The following is an 18,741-nucleotide window of genomic DNA, read 5'->3' as shown; positions in this document are numbered from 1 at the left end:
CTATCTCCCCATGAAGTCGGGCGAGGCGAGGAACAGGATATTCCATTCCTGCGCGCTGGCGGCCTGATCCAGCGCGGCGCGCGTGGCCGGCGACAACTGCTTGTCGAGCCCGCCGTAATAAAGCGCGCCCTGCAACACCGGAAAGGCCTGACGCGGGGTGGCCGACGGCGCCTCGCCCTTGAACAGCCCGGCAGAGCCGGTGCCGATCGCCTGCGCGATCTCGAATCGTTGTTCGATCTGCCCCGGGCCGTTCCACGCGGTGCGTTCCAGCGGATAGCCGTCCGGGGTGAGATGACCGTAGAAGGGCTGGCCCAGCCGGTTCAGCCAGTTCGCGATCGGCTGCGTATTGGCGATCACCCGGTCGTCGTAAGCCATCCTTACCGCCGAGAGGACGAAGTGCTGCGGATCCTTGAGCAGCGGACGGGAAAGCGAGGCCCGAAACTCCGGGCTGTGGAACAGCAGGTCCAGCACGGCGGCGATATCGCCGCCGCTTTGCGCCCAGCGGGCCGCCATCCGCTCGATCAGCGCCGGGGGAGGGCTGTCGGCGACGAAATACTGCGCCAGCTGGCGCGAGACATGCCGGGCGGTGGCGGGCTGGGCGCAAAGGATATCGAGCGCCTGGCGCACCTCGTCATAGCCGGACCCTTTGATGACATGGCCGAGAAAGACCTTGTCGCCCATATCGTGGCGGGCGGGATAGAAGGCGAACATTCCATCGCGGATCGCCGCGGGATTGGTGGGGCTCGGTCGCTCCGGCCGATCGGGGTTGACGATGCCCACCCCGGTCAGAATGCGCGCGAGTTCCTGCACGTCCTTCTGGGTATAGCCCGAGCCCACGCCCATGGTGTGCAGTTCCATGATTTCGCGCGCGTAGTTCTCGTTGATGCGACCCTTGGCGTTCTGCGCGTTGTCGAGATATTGCAGCATGGCCGGGGAGCGCAGTGTCGCCTCCAGCAGATCGCGGAAGCGCCCGAGGGCGTGGGGACGTATGGCATGATCCTCGTAGTCCCCCACGAACAGACGGATTTCAGCCTTGTCGGTATAGACGTTGAAGTGGTTGAGCCAGAACGCGGTGAGCTGCTCGCGCAACTGACTGGGCGCATAGAGCGCGCGCAGAAGCAGCCGGGTCTGGTCCTGCTTGAAGGCATCGCCGAGCAAGTCGCGACGTACTTCCTGCGGGGTGGGCGGGGCCGGGGGTTGCGTCGCCGTGGTACCGGATGGCCCGGCCTGCATCGGGTTCGAAGCGGCCGGACCGTCGGAGGCAACGCCTTGACCCGGCGGCGACATTGTCGCCTGCGCCGCCTTCGCCGCTGTTACCTGTTCGCGGAATTCGCGCACCAGAGCGACGGTGCTTTGGCCGCGCATCGGCAAGGCATCGACCATTGCCTGGGCTGCGGGGGGCAATCGTTCTGAAGCGGGTGGATGCAGCTCCGCCTGCAACCAGGCTTCCGCACCCATCGCCCGCATGCGCTGCACCTCGGCTGAGGTTGCCCCCCAGGCCAGCCGGTTAACCATGGCCAGGTCGAGATCGGGGGATGGCTTGTCCTCGGCGAGCGCCGGTCTTGCGACCAGCGCCAGGGCAAGGGCGGCCAAATTCTGTCCGAGCAGCGAGCGACGCATCGGGTGGCTCCGTTCCGTATCGTCACGGTTCCATGATCCGTGCGTCCTTGCACGGAGATGAATAGTGCGGAACGGTCATGCCGATGACCGATATTTCATCAAATAGATAATATATTACAGTTTGTTACCGCAGCATCTTACGGAACCGGCTTGTCCGATCACTTGCGCGGTTCGGGCGCGGGCGTGAACAGCAGGTCTTTGTAATCGAAACTGAAATCGGCGATGGGCGAGACTGGCTTCGCGGAAATGGACGATACCTTGCCGTCGGCATCGAGCTGGAAGGTGAGATAGGCCTTTTCGATCCCCGGATCGTCGAACTGGGCGATGAACGTATCGTACTGGTAGTGCACAAGGCGCCCGCTCATGCCGGCAGTGGGCACGAAACGGACCGTCAGCCCCTTGGCGTCCGAACCCACCGCGAGCTTGCCATACCAGGGATCGCTGTAGGTCCCGGCATAGCGATCGAGCGGTAGCGAAGGGCCAACCTGCGCCGGCGTGGCCGCCGCCTGCTTCATCGCCGCAACGGCATCGACGATGCGCTTGGCACGATAGTCGTGGAAGCGCTGCGGCCAGTCCTGCCGGGGCAGGCCCAGGTAATGATCGATCAGTTCGTACATCAGCCCGTGGCGCGGCTCGCTCTCCTCGGCATTCACCTCGATGGCGAAACCGACGTTCTTCTCGGGGATCAGGCACACGATCGAGGTGAAGCCGAGCAGCCCGCCGGCGTGCCAGACGATGCGCGTGCCGTGGTAGTCGCGCACTTCCCAGCCCAGCGCATAGGCATCGAACGTCGGCGTGGTCGCCGCGATCGGTTGGGGCGCCGGGGTGATCGGGATCGGCGTGACCGGCGACCACATCTCCTTGCCGGCGGCCGCGCTGAACAGGCGGCCGCCTTCGGGCAGCGCGCCGCCGGCGAGCTGGATCTGCAACCAGCGCGCCATGTCGTTGGCGCTCATCGCGATCAGGCCCGCCGGGGCCATCGCCCGGCCCAGCTGGTCGCGCTCGTCGAGCACCACTTGCGGGCCATCGCCGCGCACCATGCCGACCCGGCCATGCGGCTGCGCGCGATTGGGCGCGGAGGTCTGCGTCCTGAAGTCGGCCGCCGCATCGCGCATCCCGGCCGGCGCGAAGACATGCGCCTTCATGTAATCTTCCCAGGTCTGCCCACTGACGCGCTCGATCAGCAGCCCCGCCACGCCGTAGAGGATGTTGTCGTAGGCATAGCCGCTGCGAAAGCTCGTTGCCGGCTTGATGTAGCGCAGCCGGCGCATCAGGTCGTCGCGCGAGATCGCGCCGCGCGGCACGGTGAGCAGGTCTCCCGCTCCCAGCCCCAGCCCGCTGCGATGCACCAGAAGGTCGCGGATCGTCATCTCGCGCGTGACCCAGGCGTCGTACATCTGGAAATCGGGGATGTGGTCGATGACCTTGTCGTCCCAGCCGATCTTGCCGGCATCGACCAGCGTGGCGAGCGCGGCGGCGGTCAGGGCCTTGCCGGTCGAACCGATCATGAAAATCGTGTCCGCGTCCACTTTCGCGGGCGCGCCAAGCCGGCGTTCGCCATAACCCTTGGCGAGCACGACCTTGCCGTTCTCGACGATGGCAACGGCCATGCCCGGCGTGCCCGAGGACTGGCGGATTGCCTCGATCCGCGCGTCGATGTCTGCCGGCGGCGCGGCAAGGGCAGCGTGGGGAACGGCAGCGGCAAGGCAAAGCCCTGCCAGCAGGGACAGACGTTTCATCGGGCTTCTCCTGGGGCGAGCTGGCCATTGCGGAACCGCCAGAGACCGATCGTCAGCAGCGGCAGGATGTAAAGGGCAAGGAGCACGAAGGCGAGCGCGCGATAGCCGTTGGCAATCAGCGCGATCAGTCCGACGCGGTCGGCCACCACCATGCACAGGACCAGCAGCGCGATCGTGATCGCGGCCCGCAACGGTACCGTCGGCGGGGCGCCGCGGTTGTGCCGCCAGGCTGCGGCGATGCGCTCGTTGATCGCATGGACGGCACCCGTGCCGCTTTCGAGCAGCGCGGAGAAGATCATCAGCTGGAACAGCACATGGAACAGGGGCTGGCCAAGCTGGCGCAGCAGAAAGTCCGAAGGCAGCGCCTCGCCGGCGATGCCGGGCAGGAAGGCGGCCATGCACACGAAGAACATCAACGCGGGCAGCATCGCCAGCGGCCCGGCGATCGCCCCGGCAATCACCGCGTCGCGGTTGCTGGCGAGGTGGCGGGTGACCGGCAGGATCACGATCGCGCCGATGATGTTGTAGCTGGCATATGTCAGCCCGCCCCCGAACCAATCGGCAAACCAGCCGTGACCGGCCGGCGCGCCTTGGGCAAAGGCGGCGGCGATGCGGTCTCCGAAGCTCGACAGCGCGAGGACGAGGAACACCGCATAGACGCCGTAGAGCAGCACCGAAACCCAGGTGAACAGCCGCTCGACAGCCGTGTTGCCGAAGGCGGCGAAGCCGGCGATGCCGGCCATCAGCGCAACCGTACCGGCCATCGGCGGGAGGCCGGCGGTGTGAACGATCTCGCCCGCCGCCGCGCCGAACACCGCGAGCAGCAGCATCACGAACAACGCATAGGCGATCTCGAACAGGATCCAGCCACGGCCCAGCAGCACTTTGAAGAAGGCGCGATAATCGCGCGCCCGCGCCGCACGGGCGACAAGGAACGTCGCCACGCAAACCGCGCTCCAGATCGCCGTTGCCAGCGCGATCGCGGCGATCCCGCCCCAGGCGCCGGCCGGCAGGAAGAACTCGGCGATCTCGCGCCCGGTGGCATAGCCCCCGCCGATCACGACGGCCTTGAACGATAGCCCCGGCAGGAGGAGCCGCTTGAACCAGCTCTCCGGAGCGGCTTGGCTCATCCGGTGCAGGCGTCGAGCAGGCGCTCGAACGCCATGCCGCCGCGGATCGGATCGGCAACGGGCAGGCTTAGACGCGCGGCCACGGCGGCGATTTCCGCTGCCGCCGCGTCCTCGCTCATGCCCGCAGTGTTGAGGCTGACACCGGCGCAGCGGATCGCCGGATTGGTCAGCCGGCCCAGCGCGATCGTCTGCGCGATGACATCCTCGATCGCCGGAACGGCATAGTCGGGCATGCCGAGGATGCGTTCGCGACCAGGCTGGTGGCAGACGACGAAGAGATCGGGTTGGCTGCCGTGAAGCAGGCCGAGCGATACTGCCGCATAGGCGGGGTGATAGAGCGAACCCTGGCCCTCGATCACGTCGATATGCGCCGGATCGGCTGCGGGAGTCAGCGCCTCGGCGGCACCGGCGACGAAATCGGCCACGACCGCGTCGATCGGGATACCCGATCCCGCGATCATGATCCCGGTCTGCCCGGTCGCCCGGAACGTGGCATCCAGCCCGCGCTCCTGCAGCCCCCGGGCGATGGCCAGTGCCGTGTATTTCTTGCCGAGCGCGCAATCGGTGCCAACGGTCAGCAGGCGCCGGCCCGAACGCTTGCGGCCGGTCGCCACACCAACGCCCTCGGGCGGGGTGCGAACATCGACAAGCTGGCGGCCGTTGCTTTCGGCCAGGCGGCGCAGTTCGGGAATGGCGTTCAGCTTCACATGCATGCCGGCGACGATGTCGAGCCCGGCCTCCAGCGCGGCGAGCAAGCTCGGCACCCAGTGCGGCGGGATTGCCCCGCCGGGACTGGCGACGCCGATCAGCAATGCACGGGCGCCACGGGCATAGGCCTGCTCCAGTTCGAGCCGTGGAAGGCCGGTGGATACTGCCGCACCCGGCAGCACGAATTCCCCGACGCAGCGGTCCGGCGCCCAGTCACGCAATCCGAACGCGGTCTTGGCAAATCCCGGTTCGGTCGTGTCACCGAGAAAGAGCAGGTAAGGGCCGGGCAGCGTCAGGCTGCCCGACGCCTTGGCGGCCGGTTCGGCGGCCAGTGGAAATTCAGTATTGAGCACTGAGCGAAAGTCCGAATGTGCGCGGGCGGATAACGCCGGTGATGATCGCCCCGCCCGGGTTCAATGGCAAGCCATTCGCGGTAAGCGCGCCGGTCGAGGTCTTGCCTTCCGTATCGGTCAGGTTGCGGACGTAGGCCTCGATGCCGAACTTACCGAAATCCAGGCCCGCGCGCAGATCGACGGTGGCGTAGGAAGGAAGCTGGCGCTGCCGGCCGTTGGCGGCGCGGAAGGCGGCGTCGAAGCTGCCGCTCTGCTTGGAGAGATAGCGCAGCGAACCGCCGATGAAGGCCTTGGTGGTTCCGCCCAGATCCCAGTCGTAATCGCTGTTGAGCGAGATGGCATACTTCGGCGTGAACGGCAGTTGATCGCCCTTGCGGCCGCCCACCAGCGCTGGCGCGTCCGCCTTCAGCTTGGCGTCGGTATAGGCGCCGTTGAACGAAACCACGAAGCCCTTGGTCGGCCGCATGGTCAGGGTGAATTCGGCGCCCTGGCTCTTTGCGCCGGCGCCATTGATGTTCACACCGAAGCCGTTGACCACCGTCAGGAGCTGGATCTTGTCCCAGTCGATATGGAACACCGCCAGGTCCAGCCCGAGGCTGCGATCCGCCGTCTCGCCCTTGAAGCCCGCTTCGTAGCTGACGGCGGTGTCCGGATCGAAGCTGGACGGGGTTCCCGCCGGGGCGTTCGGCGCGATCACGTTGGGGCCGCCCGGACGATAGCCCTTGGCGACGCGGGCATAGAGCGTCGCGCGCTCGCTGATCTTGAACTTGGGCGCCACCGAATAGGTGAAGACGTTGTCGGACGAGCGCAGGTTGCTGTTGACCGGCACATTGCCGGCAAGGACGCCGCTCGCCGCCTGGCTGGCGACCTGCTTGTTGTGGCTATAGCGCCCGCCGAAATCGATATCGAACATGGTGCCGAGATGCAGGGTCAGGTTGGCGAAGCCCGCATATTCCTTGTACTTGGATTGCAGGTCGACATGGCCCAGCACGAAGGGGAAGACGATCGGCGTCGTCGTGCCCGGCGTATAGGCGGCGTAGTCCTGCAGCAGCAGGCCCTTTTCATCGTTGTAATAGCCGCCGATCAACCAATCGAGGCTGTTCCCGACCGCACCGGCGAGCCGCAATTCCTGCGTCCACTTGCGCGTGTTGACCTTCTGGTTGAGCACGAAATCGTTGGCCGGCGCGCCCAGCAATGCCTGCACGATGCCGCTGAGATTGAACGTCGCGTCGTCGCGGAAGGTCTGCTTCTGCGTCGCGTAGCTGGTTGCGCTGGTCAGGGTGGCGAAACCGAGGTCGGCGGTGATCGTGCCGCTGTAGACCCGATAATTGACATTGGTGAATTCGGGCGAGAACTGCGACTGGGTGGGGCGGCCATAGAGCGTGCGCAGCGTGGCCGGATCGCTCTCCACCGACGAGTCCGCATTGGCGCGGATGTTCTGGAGATAGGCCGTCAGACGGACGTCGAACATCTCGTTCGGCTTGAACAGCAGCGAAGCGCGGCCGCCATAGACCTTGGAGTCGTTGATGTTGCTGGCGACGTCTGAGGTGACCGGGCTGGCGAACGACGTGCCCGATGTGCCGATGGAATCGATCCATCCGCCGTTCTTGTGGTAGAAGCCCGATGCGCGGAACGCGAGCGTCTCGCCCAGTGGCAGGTTGATCATGGCGTTGCCGTGGTACGACATCGCGCCGCCCTTGGTCGCCTCCGCCGCGCCGCGCACCGCGCCTTCGGTGGCGCCGAGCTTGGGCGCGTTGGTGACGTACTTGATCAGGCCGCCCAGCGTGGAGGCGCCATAGAGCGTGCCCTGCGGCCCGCGCAGCACTTCGACGCGCGCGATGTCGAAAGTATCGAAATCGCCGGCCAGCACCGCGCCGTTGGCGAGGGCCGTCGACGAGCCGAACGGCGTTTCGTCGACATAGACACCCACCGTCGAGGCGACGCCGCCGGTGTTGAGGCCACGCAGCACCAGACGGCCCGCGCCGGGCGTGGCCTGATTGAGCTGAAGGCCCGGGACGTGGTTGAGAAAGTCCTGGAAGTTGTTGGCCTGCGACCGTTCGAGGAGGTCGCCCGAAACTACCGAGATCGATTGCGGCACGTCGATCAAGGTCTGTTCTCGCTTCTGCGCGGTCACGACGATTTCATCGTCGCCGAACGTGCCCTTGTCCGAATCGGTCGCCGACTGCGCCAGGGCCGGGCCGGATGCGATGGCCGCCAGGCAAGCGGTCATCAGCAAGGTGGTGCGAGCTGGTCTCATGGTATTCCTCCCGAATTCGGGTCCGTTGGGACAAGGCGTGCCGGAAGGGCCCTATGTGAACCCCAAACCCGTCCAGAACGCCGCGTGACATTATTATCCTGATAAGGACGTTATTGTCTCAATAGGAAAACTGTCAATCCATTTCGGCCGATTTGCGCACATTCTGCGCTGTCCGTTGTTCGATCGTCTCTGTCGGGGCGCTCAGAAGGCGCAGGAGCAGGGCGGACAGGCAGGCCAGCCCGGCAAGGACGAGAAAGAACGGCGCGGGAGCGAGGCGGCTCCACAACGTGCCGACCACGCCGGCGCTGAGGCTGCCGGTGAAGGTGATGAAAAACCAAGCCGCAACGGTAGTCGCGCCAAGGCTCAGAGGCGCGAGGCGCGCGAACAGGCCCAGACCGGTCGGCAGGATGAACAGTTCGCCGAAGGTGAAAATCAGGAAGAACGCGGCAAGCCACATCCAGTTGGCCCGCGCTGGTCCGGTCGTCCAGGCGATGGTGGCGAGCATCGCGTAGGCACCGGCGACGATCAATGCGCCCATCGCCATGCGGTGTAGCGGCGCGGTATCGCCCGCGGCTTCCGCCCGGCGGCGCCAGAAGTGGAGAAGGGGCGGGGTCAGCAGCATGACGAACAGCGGATTGAGCGACTGGAACCACGTCATCGGTATGGCAAGGCTGCCCGCGCTCCGATCGATCCCGCTGTCGGCCCACAGGGCAACGGTGTTGCCCACCTGTTCGTAGGCGGAGCGGAACAGCGTTACCGCCAGACCGATGCCGAGCAGGACGGCGGCCACTTTCGGATCGAATGCGAGCGGCCGCGTCTCGGTGGCGCGGGCGGGCTTGCGTTCGGGGGGCAGGTGGCGCTGGCCGGACAGGTAGATCACCAGCCCCAGACCCATCCCGATCCCGGCCACGCCGAAACCGTAATGCCAGCCATAGACCTCGCCCAGCGTGCCGCAGATCAGCGGCGCCAGGAAGCCGCCGATGTTGATGCCGACGTAATAGACGTTGTAGGCCCAGCCACGGCGTTGATCGCCGGGCTTGTAGAGATCGCCGACCTGGCTTGGCAGGCAGGGCAGAAACAGGCCGTTGCCGATCGCGATCGTGGCGAGCGCGGCATAGAACAGCGGCTCGAAGGTCATCATGAAGTGCCCGGCGCACATGATCGCGCCGCCCAGCACGATGGCCCGGCGCTTGCCGAGCACACGGTCGGCGATCAACCCGCCAAGGATCGGGGTGAAATAGGCGCCGGCGGTGTACGTGCCGTAGATGAACGACGCGTGGGCCTGGCCCAGCAGGAGCTGCTTGGTCATGTAATAGACCAGCAGCGCCCGCATCCCGTAGTACGAGAACTGCTCCCACATGTTGGTCAGGAACAAGACGGTCAGCCCGCGCGGCTGCCCGAACCAGGTCTGTTCCGGCATCATGCGGCGACGGGCGCGCCCGATCCCCACACGGCCGGGTCGGCGAAGATATCGCCGTTGGCATAGGTGACGCCCGGCACCCGGTCGCGGGCGAGGAAGGTCGGTCCGTCGAGGTCGACGACATCGCAAAGCTGGCCCAGGACGAAGCCCGGCGCCATCGCCAGGCTGGTGCCGACCATGTTGCCCACCATCACGTCGAGACCGAGGGCGCGCGCCTTTTCGGCCATGAGCAGGCCTTCGGTAAGCCCGCCGCACTTGTCGAGCTTGATGTTCACGACCTGATAGCGCCCGACGGCGCCCGGGATGTCCTCGAGCGAGAGGATGCTCTCGTCGCCAGCGATGGGAACCGGCGAGGCGAGCCCCTCCAGATCGCGCTCGTATCCGCGCGCCACCGGCTGTTCGAGCAGCGAAACCCCTTCGGCGACCAGCACTTCGATCAGCGGTCCGAGATCGGCCGCCGCAAAGCCCTGGTTCCCGTCCACCCCCAGCCAGACATCAGGCCGCGCGGCGCGGATGGCCCGTACCCGCGCGCTATCGAGGTCCAGATCGCCGGTGAGCTTGACCTTGATCGCGCGCGCTTCCGCATAGTTCACCGCGCCTTGCGCCATGACCGCAGGCGTATCCGCGCCGAGCGTGAAGGTCGTCCGCAAGGCCCGCGGGCTGGACTGCCTGGCAAGCTGCCACACCGGCACGCCCGCCCGGTTCGCTTCGAGTTCCCACAGCGCGCAATCCACCGCGTTGCGCGCGCCGCCCGGTGGCATGATCGTGCGCAGTTCCTCGCGCCCGATCCCGCTTTCGATAGCGGACCGCGCCGCCGCGATTCCGGCAAGCATATGAGGAACGTCATCGCCCAGGAAGAACACGCCGCCGCCTTCGCCGCGCCCGGTGTGATCGCCATCGTCCAGGGTTACGACAATCACCTCGGAGCATTCGAACACGTGGCCCGCAATGCGGAAGGGTTGCGCCAGCCGCAGCGTCTCGGTCGCGACCGTGAGCGTGAGAGCGGCCATCAGTAGGCCACCGTCATCGCCACCAGCCCGAAGGTGACCGCGAAGTAGAGCACCATCAGCGAGGCGAGCAGCAAAAGAACGGCCCACAGCTTGCTGAACCAGCCGCGCTTGCCCTTCCACGCCTGCCAGGCATTCCAGGCAGCGATCGGCACGGCGCCGAAGAACGCGATCAGGCCAAGGATCTGCAATACCCACAGCCAGGGATCGAGCCCGCCCGCCAGGAAACTGGCGCTTTCCAGCAGGAGCGAGAAGGCCACGACCCAGCCGATCAGCACGGCAACGGATACGGCACTGACGACGCGCACCGCCCGGTATGCCTTGATAGCACCGCGTTCGAGGCCAAAAGCCGCCTTGTAGCGCCGCCGCGTGAACCAGCCCCATGGCCAGGCGATCAGCGTCAGCACGAGTACGCCAAGGCTGGCGTAGAGCGCCGGCAGGATCCACGTGGCCGACCGGCTGGCGGGAACGCGATCGAACACTTCGAACGGGGAAAAGAAGTCCATCGACCAGCGGACGACCTTGCCGTCCACCACCTTGGCGGCCAGGCGATCATGGCCGAACTTGTCGCGCCAGACGAAGGGCGCGATCTCGACCCATTCGCGCGGGCGGCCGTTCGGCCCCTTCAGGCCGGGAATGACCAGCTCGCCCTTGTCATCGGTGGCGACCTTGAACTGGCCGAGCAGGTTCACCACGGAGAAATAGTTGGTCTGCCACCGGCGGCTCGCATCCCAGCTGCCCGCCATCATCTTCGCGTGTTCTTTCGCCGTTGCGGCATCGACGCGTCCGTCGGCCGGGCCGGCATAGGGCAGGTAGCGATCGGCGAAATCCATGAACAGCGCGTTGCGCAGGTCGCCCGAAGCGCCCTGCCGCCCGCCGCTGTTGAACGAGACGTAGAAGCCGATCCCGTCCTTCATGAACAGGTGCAGCGAGGTGTGGAAGGCCTCGGTATCGCCCAGATGCCCGATGACCTCGCGCCCGTTGACGTTGGTTTCGAAGAACCCGAGTTCCATACGGTTGAGCGGCGGGACCAGCGAGAAGGGGTCCACCTTGGCGAGCGGGCTGTTGTGCATCATGTCCGCCGTTTCCGGTTTCAGGACGCGCTGGCCGTCGATCTCGCCACGCTGCAGGTGGGCGATCATGAAGCGGCCCATGTCCGTGCCCGATGCGGACAGGGAACCCGCCGGCCACGGCCCCAGAATCTCGAAGCCCTCGGTCGGCTTGCCATCCTTGTAGCCAATCGACATGTCGGGCACGAGCCGCTGGGGCAAGGGCTGGCGCATCGACGACTGGCGCATCCCGATCGGACCCAGAACGTGACTTTCGGTATAGGCGAAGAAGTCCTCGCCCGAGGTGCGCTGCACGATATAGCCGGCGAGGGCGGTGCCCCAGTTCGAATAGGCGGGGGTCGAACCGGGCGCGAAGATGCGCACGGGGATGGCGCGCTTCAGGTAATCCCCCAGCGGCATGTCCCACTTCTTGTCGTAGAAGATGATGCCCTTGCCGGTTTCCTCGAAGCCACCGGTATGCGTCATCAGCTGGCGCATCGTCACCGGCTTGCCCTGGTACGGCGGAATCCGGAAATCGAGATAGGCGTTGACGTCGCGGTCCAGGTCGATCTTGCCCTGTTCGACCTGCTGCATCACCGCGGTCCAGGTGACCAGCTTCGATACCGAGCCGGGCCGGAACAGCGTGCGTTCGGGATCGACCGGCTTGCGCGTGGCGACATCGGCATAGCCGAACCCGCGCGCGGTCAGGATCTTGCCGTCCTTGACCACGGTGACCACCGCGCCGGGAATATCCCCGCTACGCAGCGCTTGCGGCATATAGCCATCGAGCCAGGTATCCACGTCCGATTTGGTGAGCACGGCCGGCGCCGGCTGCGCCGTGGGTTGGGGTGCCGCGCCAGCGACAGTGGGAGAGGGGGCCTGTCCCTGGATCAACCCACCGCCGCACAGCAACAAAAGTCCGCCGACGATGGCCTTGCGCCATGTTCGCATGATCCTGAACTCCCTTGATGCTCACCGGGATTGCTCTGGCCACGCCAGACCAGTACAGTGTGCAAATGCTCCAATTGGGATTACTTTATCCTGATTGGAAAATCAGTCAACGAATAAGGATCGTCCGGATGTCCGCAGCTACTCCCACACTCGGCGCGCTGGTACGCGGATTGCGCAGCCGTAACGGGTGGACGCTCAAGCAAATGAGCGAGAAGGCGGGCATTCCGGTCTCCACCTTGTCGAAGGTCGAACACGATCGGCTTACGCTGACCTACGACAAGCTGCAGCAGATCAGCCAGCGGCTTGGCTTGCGGATGTCCGAACTGTTCGCCGAAAGCAGCCACGAGGAAACGCCGGCCGCGCAGGTCACCGCCCGGCGCAGCAAAGGTCTCTTGAACGAAGCGCTGCGCGTCGAAACGCCCAATTACGACTATTACTACCTCTGCACCGAGCTGCGGCGGAAGCGCATGATCCCGGCGATCACCAAGATCCGTGCCAAGACGCTGGAACAGTTCGGCGATCTCGTGCGCCACGCGGGCGAAGAGTTCGTCTATGTGGTCCGTGGCAGCGTGGTGGTCGTGACAGAGTTCTATGACGCGATGGTGCTTAACGAGGGGGAATCGCTCTACATCGATTCCAGCATGGGCCATGCCTATCTCGCCGCGGAAGGCTGTGATGAGGCCGAGGTGCTTGGCGTGATGTCGAGCAGCGATGCCGAGCTGCTGGATTCCCTGCTCGACATTCACGAGGAACAGCTCGGTGGCGCGCCCGAGAAGCGGCAATCCCGCAAGGCCATGGCTTTGCCGCGCCTCTAGAGGTTTCGGCCGGATGGAAACGGGCCTTGGCGCCGGTCCCGGAAGGCGTCCATAACGGTGATAATAGAGATTATGTAAAATATGCGCGCGCGAGTGCGCGCCTGTCATTGCGCGATACGCTTGTATCCGCCATCGGACGAAGGCCGTGCGGCTTGCGGTGGCCAGGATTCGAAGAAGCCCGGCCATCACGCCGGGAACGTGAGAGGAAAACGCATGAAGACCGTGTTCGATGGCGTCACCATCACCACGCAGGATGCCGTCGCGATCGTCAGCTTTTCGCGCCCGCCGCTCAATTATTTCGATGTCGATCTGATCAATGCGCTAGCCGATGCGCTGGAGGAAATCGATCGTACCGACGATCTGCGCGCGGTCCTGCTGCGTTCCGAAGGCAAGGTCTTCTGCGCCGGCGCGAGCTTTTCCGGCCGCGAAGGGTCTGGCCAGGGCGAACTGGCCGATCCGGGCGATCTCTATCGCCAGGCGGTCCGCTTGTTCCGGACGCGCAAACCCATCGTTGTCGCGGTTCAGGGCGCCGCCATTGGCGGAGGGCTTGGCCTCGCCATGGTGGGCGATTTCCGGATTGCGGCGGAAGACGCCCGGTTCGCCGGGAATTTCGTCAAGATCGGCATCCATCCCGGCTTCGGGCTGACCCATATCCTGCCGCGCGTGATCGGCCATCAGAACACCGCGAAGCTGTTCTACACCGGCCGCCGATACACCGGAGCCGAAGCCGCGACCATGGGCCTGGTGGACGAGGTAGTGCCCGCCGAGCACCTGGCGGAAGCCGCCCTCGCCTTTGCCGCCGAGATCGCCGAAGGCGCGCCGCTCGCGGTAGAAGCCACGCGCGCCACGCTGCGCCACGGGCTTGCCGATGCGGTGGCCGCGCAGACGGAACGGGAATGCCGCGAACAGATCGCGCTGTTCGCCAGCGCGGACTTCAAGGAAGGCGTACAGGCGGTCGCGGAACGCCGGCCGGGGCGCTGGCAGCGGCGATAAGAGTAACGCCCTGGCCTGTGCCGCCGCGACATGCCATGTTCTACTCGAGCCGTTGCAGCCAACCATCGATCGACCAGCGGCCCGGGCCGGATTGCCACAGAAAATAAAAGCCGCCGGCGGTAGCGAAATCCTTGGTGAAGAAGGCCAGTTCGCCGGGGTCTGCCAGATTGTTGTGGTAGAGCGAAGCCGCCACCAGGCAGAAGCCGCCAAGCAGAAAAGCGGCCCAGCGGGTAGCCGCACCCAGCCACACCGCCAGCCCGCACAGAATCTGGAAGGGGATCACCAGATAGATCACCTCCCCCGGCAGACCGCCCTTCTCGATGTACGCGGTCATCCTGCCCATGTTGGCGTATTTCATCACGCCGAAAATCACGAATGGCAGCCCCAGCAGCAGCCGGGCCACCAATGCCCCCAGCGATCGGAACACCGTGCTTTCCAGCGCTTTGCGAATGCTGTCCGTCGCGGCCATGGTCCTCTTCCTCCCGTCCCTTATTGCTTTAGTACTAAGATAAATCCGGCCGCATTCAAGCGCCAGCGGAATTGCACCGCGGCGCCATTGGGTGATTGCGCATCGTCTGGAAAACGGCCATTTCCGTGGCGATCCCGCACCGGCCGGATGAACCGGCCGGCCCTTCGTTGGTAGAATCATGCAATCCAGTGCCAAGCCGCTTCCGACCAAGCCCCGCGCCAGATCAACCAGCCCGGCCGAGCAAGCCAAACTGCAAATGGCCAGCCACGAACAGCGGTTGGACGCGGCGGTCGATACGCTGGTGGACGAATGGGCGGATGTCATTCCGGGGCTGGACCGCGATGTCCGTGCGATTGCGGCGCGGATTGCCCGCATCGACGACCGGCTGCGCGCCGGCGTGGGCAAGATTCTCGATCAACACGATCTTTCGGACAACGAATTCCGCCTGCTGGCAGGGCTGATGCGCAGCGGCGCGCCCTATCGCTGCGCGCCCAGCGATCTGGCGGGGCGCTATGTCCCTGTAACGTCGGGCGGCCTCACCGGCGTGGCACGCCGGCTTGAAACGCGCGGCCTTATCCGCCGCTGCGCCCATCCCAGCGATCAGCGTTCCATGCTGATAGAGCTGACTGCGCCGGGCAAGGAATTGGCGATGGCGGCGATGGAACAGTTCGCCGCGGTGGAATCCGCGCTCATGAACGGCCTGTCCGCATCGGCCCGCGCCAATGGCAACGCCTTCTTGCGCAAGCTGATGCTGTCGATCGAAATGACCCTCCCATAGGAGGGGTCAGGACCGGTTCACCGGGATGGTATCAACGGCGATCGCCCCTTCTGCCGAACGGGAGAGCCGAACATGCCTGATCCAGCTTTCGTCCTGCAGCGGGAAATCCGTGCGCCCGTGACCGCTGCGGGTTTCCTCGCGGGCGAGCTTGGCGGTGGCTACCAGTTCGGCGGTCAGCGCCAGATTGCGCAAATCCTCGGCCGCGACGATGTCTGACGTGTCGATGCCGCTGGCGGCAATCCGGCGGATTTCCTGCAATTCGGCAATCGCCTCGGTCAACTGCTGGCGGTTGGACACCACGCCCGCCTTGCTCCACATGATATTCTGCACTTGTGCGAACAGGCTGGCGGGGCTGATCGTCCCGCCTCCGCCCGACAGCCGCGCCTGCTCTTGCGCAACAGTATCCGGCGCGATCGACGGGGACTTCTGACCTGCGGCGAAGCCGGCGGCGCTGCGCCCCGCAATCGCGCCGAAGGTCTGGGTTTCCAGAAAGCCACAGCCCTGCATCCGGTCGCCGCCGTGGATGCCGCCCGAAGCCTCGCCCGCGGCGAACAGTCCGGCGACCCGGGTTGCGGCATTGGTATCGATCCGCGCGCCGCCCATCAGGCGCTGGAACATCAGCGTGATCGGCACGATCTGGCCGCCCTCGTAAGTGCCGACCGGCGCGCGGGAACGCGCGACCTGCCCTTCCTCGACATGCCAGACCACCGGTCCGCGCCCCTCGAAGTTCTCGGTATAGACAGCGCGCGCCATCATGTAGCGCGGGGCGCATTCGAGATTCTCCGGATCGTATTTCTCCATGATCCGTTCGCCCAGCGCATTGACGTAAGCCGCGCCAAAGATTGGTCCGGCGGGCGGGGAATCGCGGAACTGCGCAAATTCCATATCGATCAGCGGCACTCCGGCGTGGAAGGCCAGACTGTAGGAATCGCCGGTCGTGCGGGCCTTGGGATCGACCACCTCTTCGCACAGGATCGAATAGAGGCGGTTGACCCCGCCCGATGCCAGCACCACCGCCCTGGCGCGGATCACATAATGCACGCCGTCCGGACCAACGGCATAGGCGCCCGCCACCGTATCCCCGGCCAGCAACAGGCGGGTGATCATCGTGTTCTCGTGCAGCTCGATGCCCGCGTCGAGCATGGCCTGCCGCATCGGCTGGATCACATTGGCGTGAACGCCCTTTCCGTGCCCCTGCGCCATCAGCGTGCGCCGCACCGAATGGCCGGCACGCTTGGAAAGGAACCAGCTGCCATCGGCATTGCGGATGAATTCCACCCCGCGCCGCTCCATATCCTCAGCCAGGGAGCGGCCGTGCGCGGCACATTGCGCCACCAGATCGCGATCGCAGATCCCACCGCTCGCCGCCGTCCAGTCGTCCAGGAAAAGCTCCGCGCTGTCCGCCTCGTCCAGCAGTGGTACGCTGAAGCCCACCAGCGCATGGGGGCTGGACCCGCTTTCGCCGATTTCCCCCTTGTCGACCAGCAAGACCTGCGCGCCGGCGGTTGCCGCTTCCAGAGCAGCCCGCGTCGCAGCGGAACCGCCGCCGATGACCAATACGTCAGTCTCTACCATCTGGACCACGGCTGTTCTTCCTGTTCTGCGGGTGCGGGACGAGCCGCCCCGACGGGCCGGCGTGCCGTTATGCAGACTCCCTATTTTTGCTCGATCACGCTGTCAATATATCTTAGCACTAAGATAGTTTCATGATCGCGCCCGGGCGATTCGGGCGCGGCGAGGGCTGCCAGGGAGGTCGATGCGCGATGGATGAAGGCGCGGCACAAAAGCCGGCAACGGAAGGCTCCGGGAACGATCCCGGCACGCCCGGCCCCGCCAAGTCCGACCTGCCCGAGGCGGGAAGCTTTGTCGTGGAATTGGCCCGCTCCGGCCTGACGCTGACCGTACCGGCAGGGGAATCGATCCTGGACGTGGTGCGCGCGGCGGGTGTGCAAGCCAATTCCAGTTGCGAACAGGGAACCTGCGGCGCCTGCGAAACCCGCGTGTTGGCGGGCATACCCGATCACTATGACGCGGTGCTGACGCCCAAGGAGCGACGGGAAGGCAAGGTCATGATGATCTGCAGCTCCGGCGCGCTGTCCGACCGGCTGGTGCTCGATCTGTGATGCACGCGCCGATTGTTTCCGCCCGCCGCGATAGCGTAGGGTGATGACAAGACGCGTCGATATTGATATACATTTTTGACTACCGATCTTCGGGATGGCGCGCCGGGGCGGATTGCCGGGCAAGGCGGCGCGGTCCTGCGGATCGGGAAGGCCTTTTAAGACCCATGCGACACGCGAAATGGCAATCGCGGCGCAGACCACGGAGAGCCGCTCTTGCTGTCGATATTGAAGAACGCCTGGTACGCTGCCGCCTATTCGCACGAGGTGGGTGCCGAACCGCTGGCCCGCACGCTGATCGACCAGAATGCCGTGCTGTTCCGGGGCGAGGACGGCGAAGTGGGCATGATCGTCAACCGTTGCCCGCACCGCTTCGCGCCGCTTTCCGCTGGCAAGCAGATCGGCGATACGCTGGAATGCCCCTATCACGGCTTGCGCTTCAACCGTTCGGGCCACTGCGTGTTCAACCCCCACGCCAAGAACAAGGGCCCGTTGCGCGCGGCGGATATCAAGGCCTGGCCGGTCATGGAGCGGTACGGCATCGTCTGGTTCTGGCCGGGCGATCCGCACCTGGCGACCCCCGAGGCTTTGCCAAGGGTCGATTTCCTGGAAAAGCCCGAAGAATACGCGCTGGTTCGCGGGCTGTTGCATGTGCGCGGCCATTATGAGCTGGTGGTCGACAATCTGCTGGATCTCAGCCACGCGGCGTTCATCCACCCGCAATTCAGCGGCGGGAACTACACGGCCGAGCAATTGCTGGCGGCCACCTCGCAACGGCTGGAGCGGCGCGAGGGTTCGATCGTGAACCACCGCCTGCGCAGCGGGCTCGGGCCGTCATCGGCGCATGTCAATCTGTTCGGCATGGATGCGGCAACCCCGGTTCACACCGATACGACCATGACCTGGTATCCGCCGGCGTTCCTCGATTTCGCCGTTGGCAGCTGGGAAGTGGGCCAGGACCGCGAAACCGGGGTGCATATTCCCCAGTTGCATTTCATCACTCCCGAGACCGAGTTCACCTCGCACTATTTCTTCGTCAACGGCCGCAATCGTCGACAGGACGAGCCGGAGGTGGACAAGGCCATGCTCGATTTCTTCGATCTGGCGTTCGGGCAGCAGGACGAGCCGATGATCGAGATGGTGCAGCGGAACATGGGCACGGTCAGCGATATCAACGAACTCGATCCGATATTGTTGCCAACCGATGCCGCGCCGGTTTCCGCCCGACGGATGCTGGCGGCGATGATCGCCGCGGAACAGGCCGCCGAAGTAGGCCCGGGCGCAGCCGGGGAAAGCCCGACCAGAGAGGACTCGCCGGCACTCTCCTGATCT

At 65.5% G+C, this 18,741-nt stretch carries 15 protein-coding genes; 5 read left to right on the top strand and 10 right to left on the bottom strand.

Going from position 1 to position 18,741, the window contains the following annotated elements; all coding sequences use genetic code 11:
* The 8 genes from NMD1_RS02710 to NMD1_RS02675 all read right to left on the bottom strand — a co-directional run bounded on the left by NMD1_RS02710 (window position 1) and on the right by NMD1_RS02675 (window position 12,234).
* Window positions 1-1,620: a DUF1800 domain-containing protein gene (locus NMD1_RS02710; RefSeq protein ID WP_125953520.1), complete on the bottom strand. Its 1,620-nt coding sequence runs from the start codon at window positions 1,618-1,620 to the stop codon at window positions 1-3.
* Window positions 1,621-1,778: 158 nt separating this feature from the next.
* Window positions 1,779-3,359 (bottom strand): serine hydrolase, encoded by a 1,581-nt coding sequence (locus NMD1_RS02705; RefSeq protein ID WP_125953519.1) that lies wholly within the window; start codon window positions 3,357-3,359, stop codon window positions 1,779-1,781.
* Complete coding sequence (locus NMD1_RS02700; RefSeq protein WP_125953518.1) at window positions 3,356-4,489, bottom strand: hypothetical protein; 1,134 nt, start codon at window positions 4,487-4,489, stop codon at window positions 3,356-3,358. The genes NMD1_RS02705 and NMD1_RS02700 overlap by 4 nt, the downstream gene beginning before the upstream one ends.
* Entirely contained in the window at window positions 4,486-5,550 is a 1,065-nt protein-coding gene (locus tag NMD1_RS02695; RefSeq protein WP_375600784.1) for a DUF1611 domain-containing protein, read from the bottom strand. Before NMD1_RS02695 ends, NMD1_RS02700 begins: the two co-directional genes overlap by 4 nt.
* Window positions 5,537-7,807 carry a TonB-dependent receptor gene (locus tag NMD1_RS02690; RefSeq protein ID WP_125953517.1) on the bottom strand — a complete coding sequence of 757 codons (2,271 nt, stop codon included), beginning with the start codon at window positions 7,805-7,807 and terminating at the stop codon, window positions 5,537-5,539. Before NMD1_RS02690 ends, NMD1_RS02695 begins: the two co-directional genes overlap by 14 nt.
* A 133-nt stretch (window positions 7,808-7,940) precedes the next feature.
* Window positions 7,941-9,230 carry a peptide MFS transporter gene (locus NMD1_RS02685; RefSeq protein ID WP_125953516.1) on the bottom strand — a complete coding sequence of 430 codons (1,290 nt, stop codon included), beginning with the start codon at window positions 9,228-9,230 and terminating at the stop codon, window positions 7,941-7,943.
* Window positions 9,227-10,237, bottom strand: a complete 1,011-nt coding sequence (locus NMD1_RS02680) for a dipeptide epimerase (RefSeq protein ID WP_125953515.1) — start codon at window positions 10,235-10,237, stop codon at window positions 9,227-9,229. The genes NMD1_RS02685 and NMD1_RS02680 overlap by 4 nt, the downstream gene beginning before the upstream one ends.
* Complete coding sequence (locus tag NMD1_RS02675) at window positions 10,237-12,234, bottom strand: serine hydrolase (protein ID WP_125953514.1); 1,998 nt, start codon at window positions 12,232-12,234, stop codon at window positions 10,237-10,239. Before NMD1_RS02675 ends, NMD1_RS02680 begins: the two co-directional genes overlap by 1 nt.
* A gap of 128 nt (window positions 12,235-12,362) precedes the next feature.
* Here NMD1_RS02675 and NMD1_RS02670 point away from each other — a divergent pair, with 128 nt between their 5' ends.
* Together NMD1_RS02670 and NMD1_RS02665 are read left to right on the top strand one after the other, a co-directional pair.
* A complete protein-coding gene (locus NMD1_RS02670; protein ID WP_125953513.1) occupies window positions 12,363-13,049 on the top strand; it encodes a helix-turn-helix domain-containing protein in 687 nt (228 codons plus the stop codon).
* A gap of 213 nt (window positions 13,050-13,262) precedes the next feature.
* Window positions 13,263-14,042 (top strand): enoyl-CoA hydratase/isomerase family protein, encoded by a 780-nt coding sequence (locus NMD1_RS02665; protein ID WP_125953512.1) that lies wholly within the window; start codon window positions 13,263-13,265, stop codon window positions 14,040-14,042.
* Between the two features lie 40 nt (window positions 14,043-14,082).
* Here the strand turns inward: NMD1_RS02665 and NMD1_RS21150 are convergent, their stop codons facing one another.
* The gene (locus NMD1_RS21150; RefSeq protein WP_158453871.1) at window positions 14,083-14,511 is read right to left on the bottom strand and encodes a DoxX family protein; all 429 of its coding nucleotides are present in this window, start codon (window positions 14,509-14,511) and stop codon (window positions 14,083-14,085) included.
* 256 nt (window positions 14,512-14,767) lie between these two features.
* On the opposite strand from NMD1_RS21150, the gene NMD1_RS02655 reads away from it, so the two are divergent.
* Window positions 14,768-15,289, top strand: a complete 522-nt coding sequence (locus NMD1_RS02655; RefSeq protein ID WP_158453870.1) for a MarR family winged helix-turn-helix transcriptional regulator — start codon at window positions 14,768-14,770, stop codon at window positions 15,287-15,289.
* A 6-nt stretch (window positions 15,290-15,295) separates the two neighbouring features.
* On the opposite strand, the gene NMD1_RS02650 is transcribed toward NMD1_RS02655, so the two are convergent.
* Window positions 15,296-16,864 carry an FAD-dependent oxidoreductase gene (locus NMD1_RS02650; RefSeq protein ID WP_233497343.1) on the bottom strand — a complete coding sequence of 523 codons (1,569 nt, stop codon included), beginning with the start codon at window positions 16,862-16,864 and terminating at the stop codon, window positions 15,296-15,298.
* 188 nt (window positions 16,865-17,052) lie between these two features.
* Between NMD1_RS02650 and NMD1_RS02645 the strand changes: the two genes are divergently transcribed.
* Both NMD1_RS02645 and NMD1_RS02640 read left to right on the top strand, forming a co-directional pair.
* Window positions 17,053-17,412, top strand: coding sequence for a 2Fe-2S iron-sulfur cluster binding domain-containing protein (locus NMD1_RS02645; protein ID WP_233497308.1), 360 nt, complete (start codon window positions 17,053-17,055; stop codon window positions 17,410-17,412).
* Window positions 17,413-17,625: 213 nt separating this feature from the next.
* On the top strand, window positions 17,626-18,738 hold the full coding sequence (locus NMD1_RS02640) for an aromatic ring-hydroxylating dioxygenase subunit alpha (RefSeq protein WP_125953507.1): 1,113 nt from the start codon (window positions 17,626-17,628) through the stop codon (window positions 18,736-18,738).
* Window positions 18,739-18,741: the final 3 nt, after the last annotated feature.

Source organism: Novosphingobium sp. MD-1 (assembly GCF_001014975.1).
Classification (GTDB): Bacteria; Pseudomonadota; Alphaproteobacteria; order Sphingomonadales; family Sphingomonadaceae; genus Novosphingobium.
Note: the sequence above shows the minus strand (reverse complement) of the source record. Positions and strands in the feature narration are given on the sequence as shown.

Excerpts from the sequence above, each read along its gene's own strand:
- NMD1_RS02710 (WP_125953520.1), bottom strand. The coding sequence starts at position 1,620 with ATGCGTCGCTCGCTGCTCGGACAGAATTTGGCCGCCCTTGCCCTGGCG.
- NMD1_RS02705 (WP_125953519.1), bottom strand. The coding sequence starts at position 3,359 with ATGAAACGTCTGTCCCTGCTGGCAGGGCTTTGCCTTGCCGCTGCCGTT.
- NMD1_RS02700 (WP_125953518.1), bottom strand. The coding sequence starts at position 4,489 with ATGAGCCAAGCCGCTCCGGAGAGCTGGTTCAAGCGGCTCCTCCTGCCG.
- NMD1_RS02690 (WP_125953517.1), bottom strand. The coding sequence starts at position 7,807 with ATGAGACCAGCTCGCACCACCTTGCTGATGACCGCTTGCCTGGCGGCC.
- NMD1_RS02685 (WP_125953516.1), bottom strand. The coding sequence starts at position 9,230 with ATGATGCCGGAACAGACCTGGTTCGGGCAGCCGCGCGGGCTGACCGTC.
- NMD1_RS02680 (WP_125953515.1), bottom strand. The coding sequence starts at position 10,237 with ATGGCCGCTCTCACGCTCACGGTCGCGACCGAGACGCTGCGGCTGGCG.
- NMD1_RS02675 (WP_125953514.1), bottom strand. The coding sequence starts at position 12,234 with ATGCGAACATGGCGCAAGGCCATCGTCGGCGGACTTTTGTTGCTGTGC.
- NMD1_RS02670 (WP_125953513.1), top strand. The coding sequence starts at position 12,363 with ATGTCCGCAGCTACTCCCACACTCGGCGCGCTGGTACGCGGATTGCGC.
- NMD1_RS02665 (WP_125953512.1), top strand. The coding sequence starts at position 13,263 with ATGAAGACCGTGTTCGATGGCGTCACCATCACCACGCAGGATGCCGTC.
- NMD1_RS21150 (WP_158453871.1), bottom strand. The coding sequence starts at position 14,511 with ATGGCCGCGACGGACAGCATTCGCAAAGCGCTGGAAAGCACGGTGTTC.
- NMD1_RS02655 (WP_158453870.1), top strand. The coding sequence starts at position 14,768 with ATGGCCAGCCACGAACAGCGGTTGGACGCGGCGGTCGATACGCTGGTG.
- NMD1_RS02650 (WP_233497343.1), bottom strand. The coding sequence starts at position 16,864 with ATGGTAGAGACTGACGTATTGGTCATCGGCGGCGGTTCCGCTGCGACG.
- NMD1_RS02645 (WP_233497308.1), top strand. The coding sequence starts at position 17,053 with ATGGATGAAGGCGCGGCACAAAAGCCGGCAACGGAAGGCTCCGGGAAC.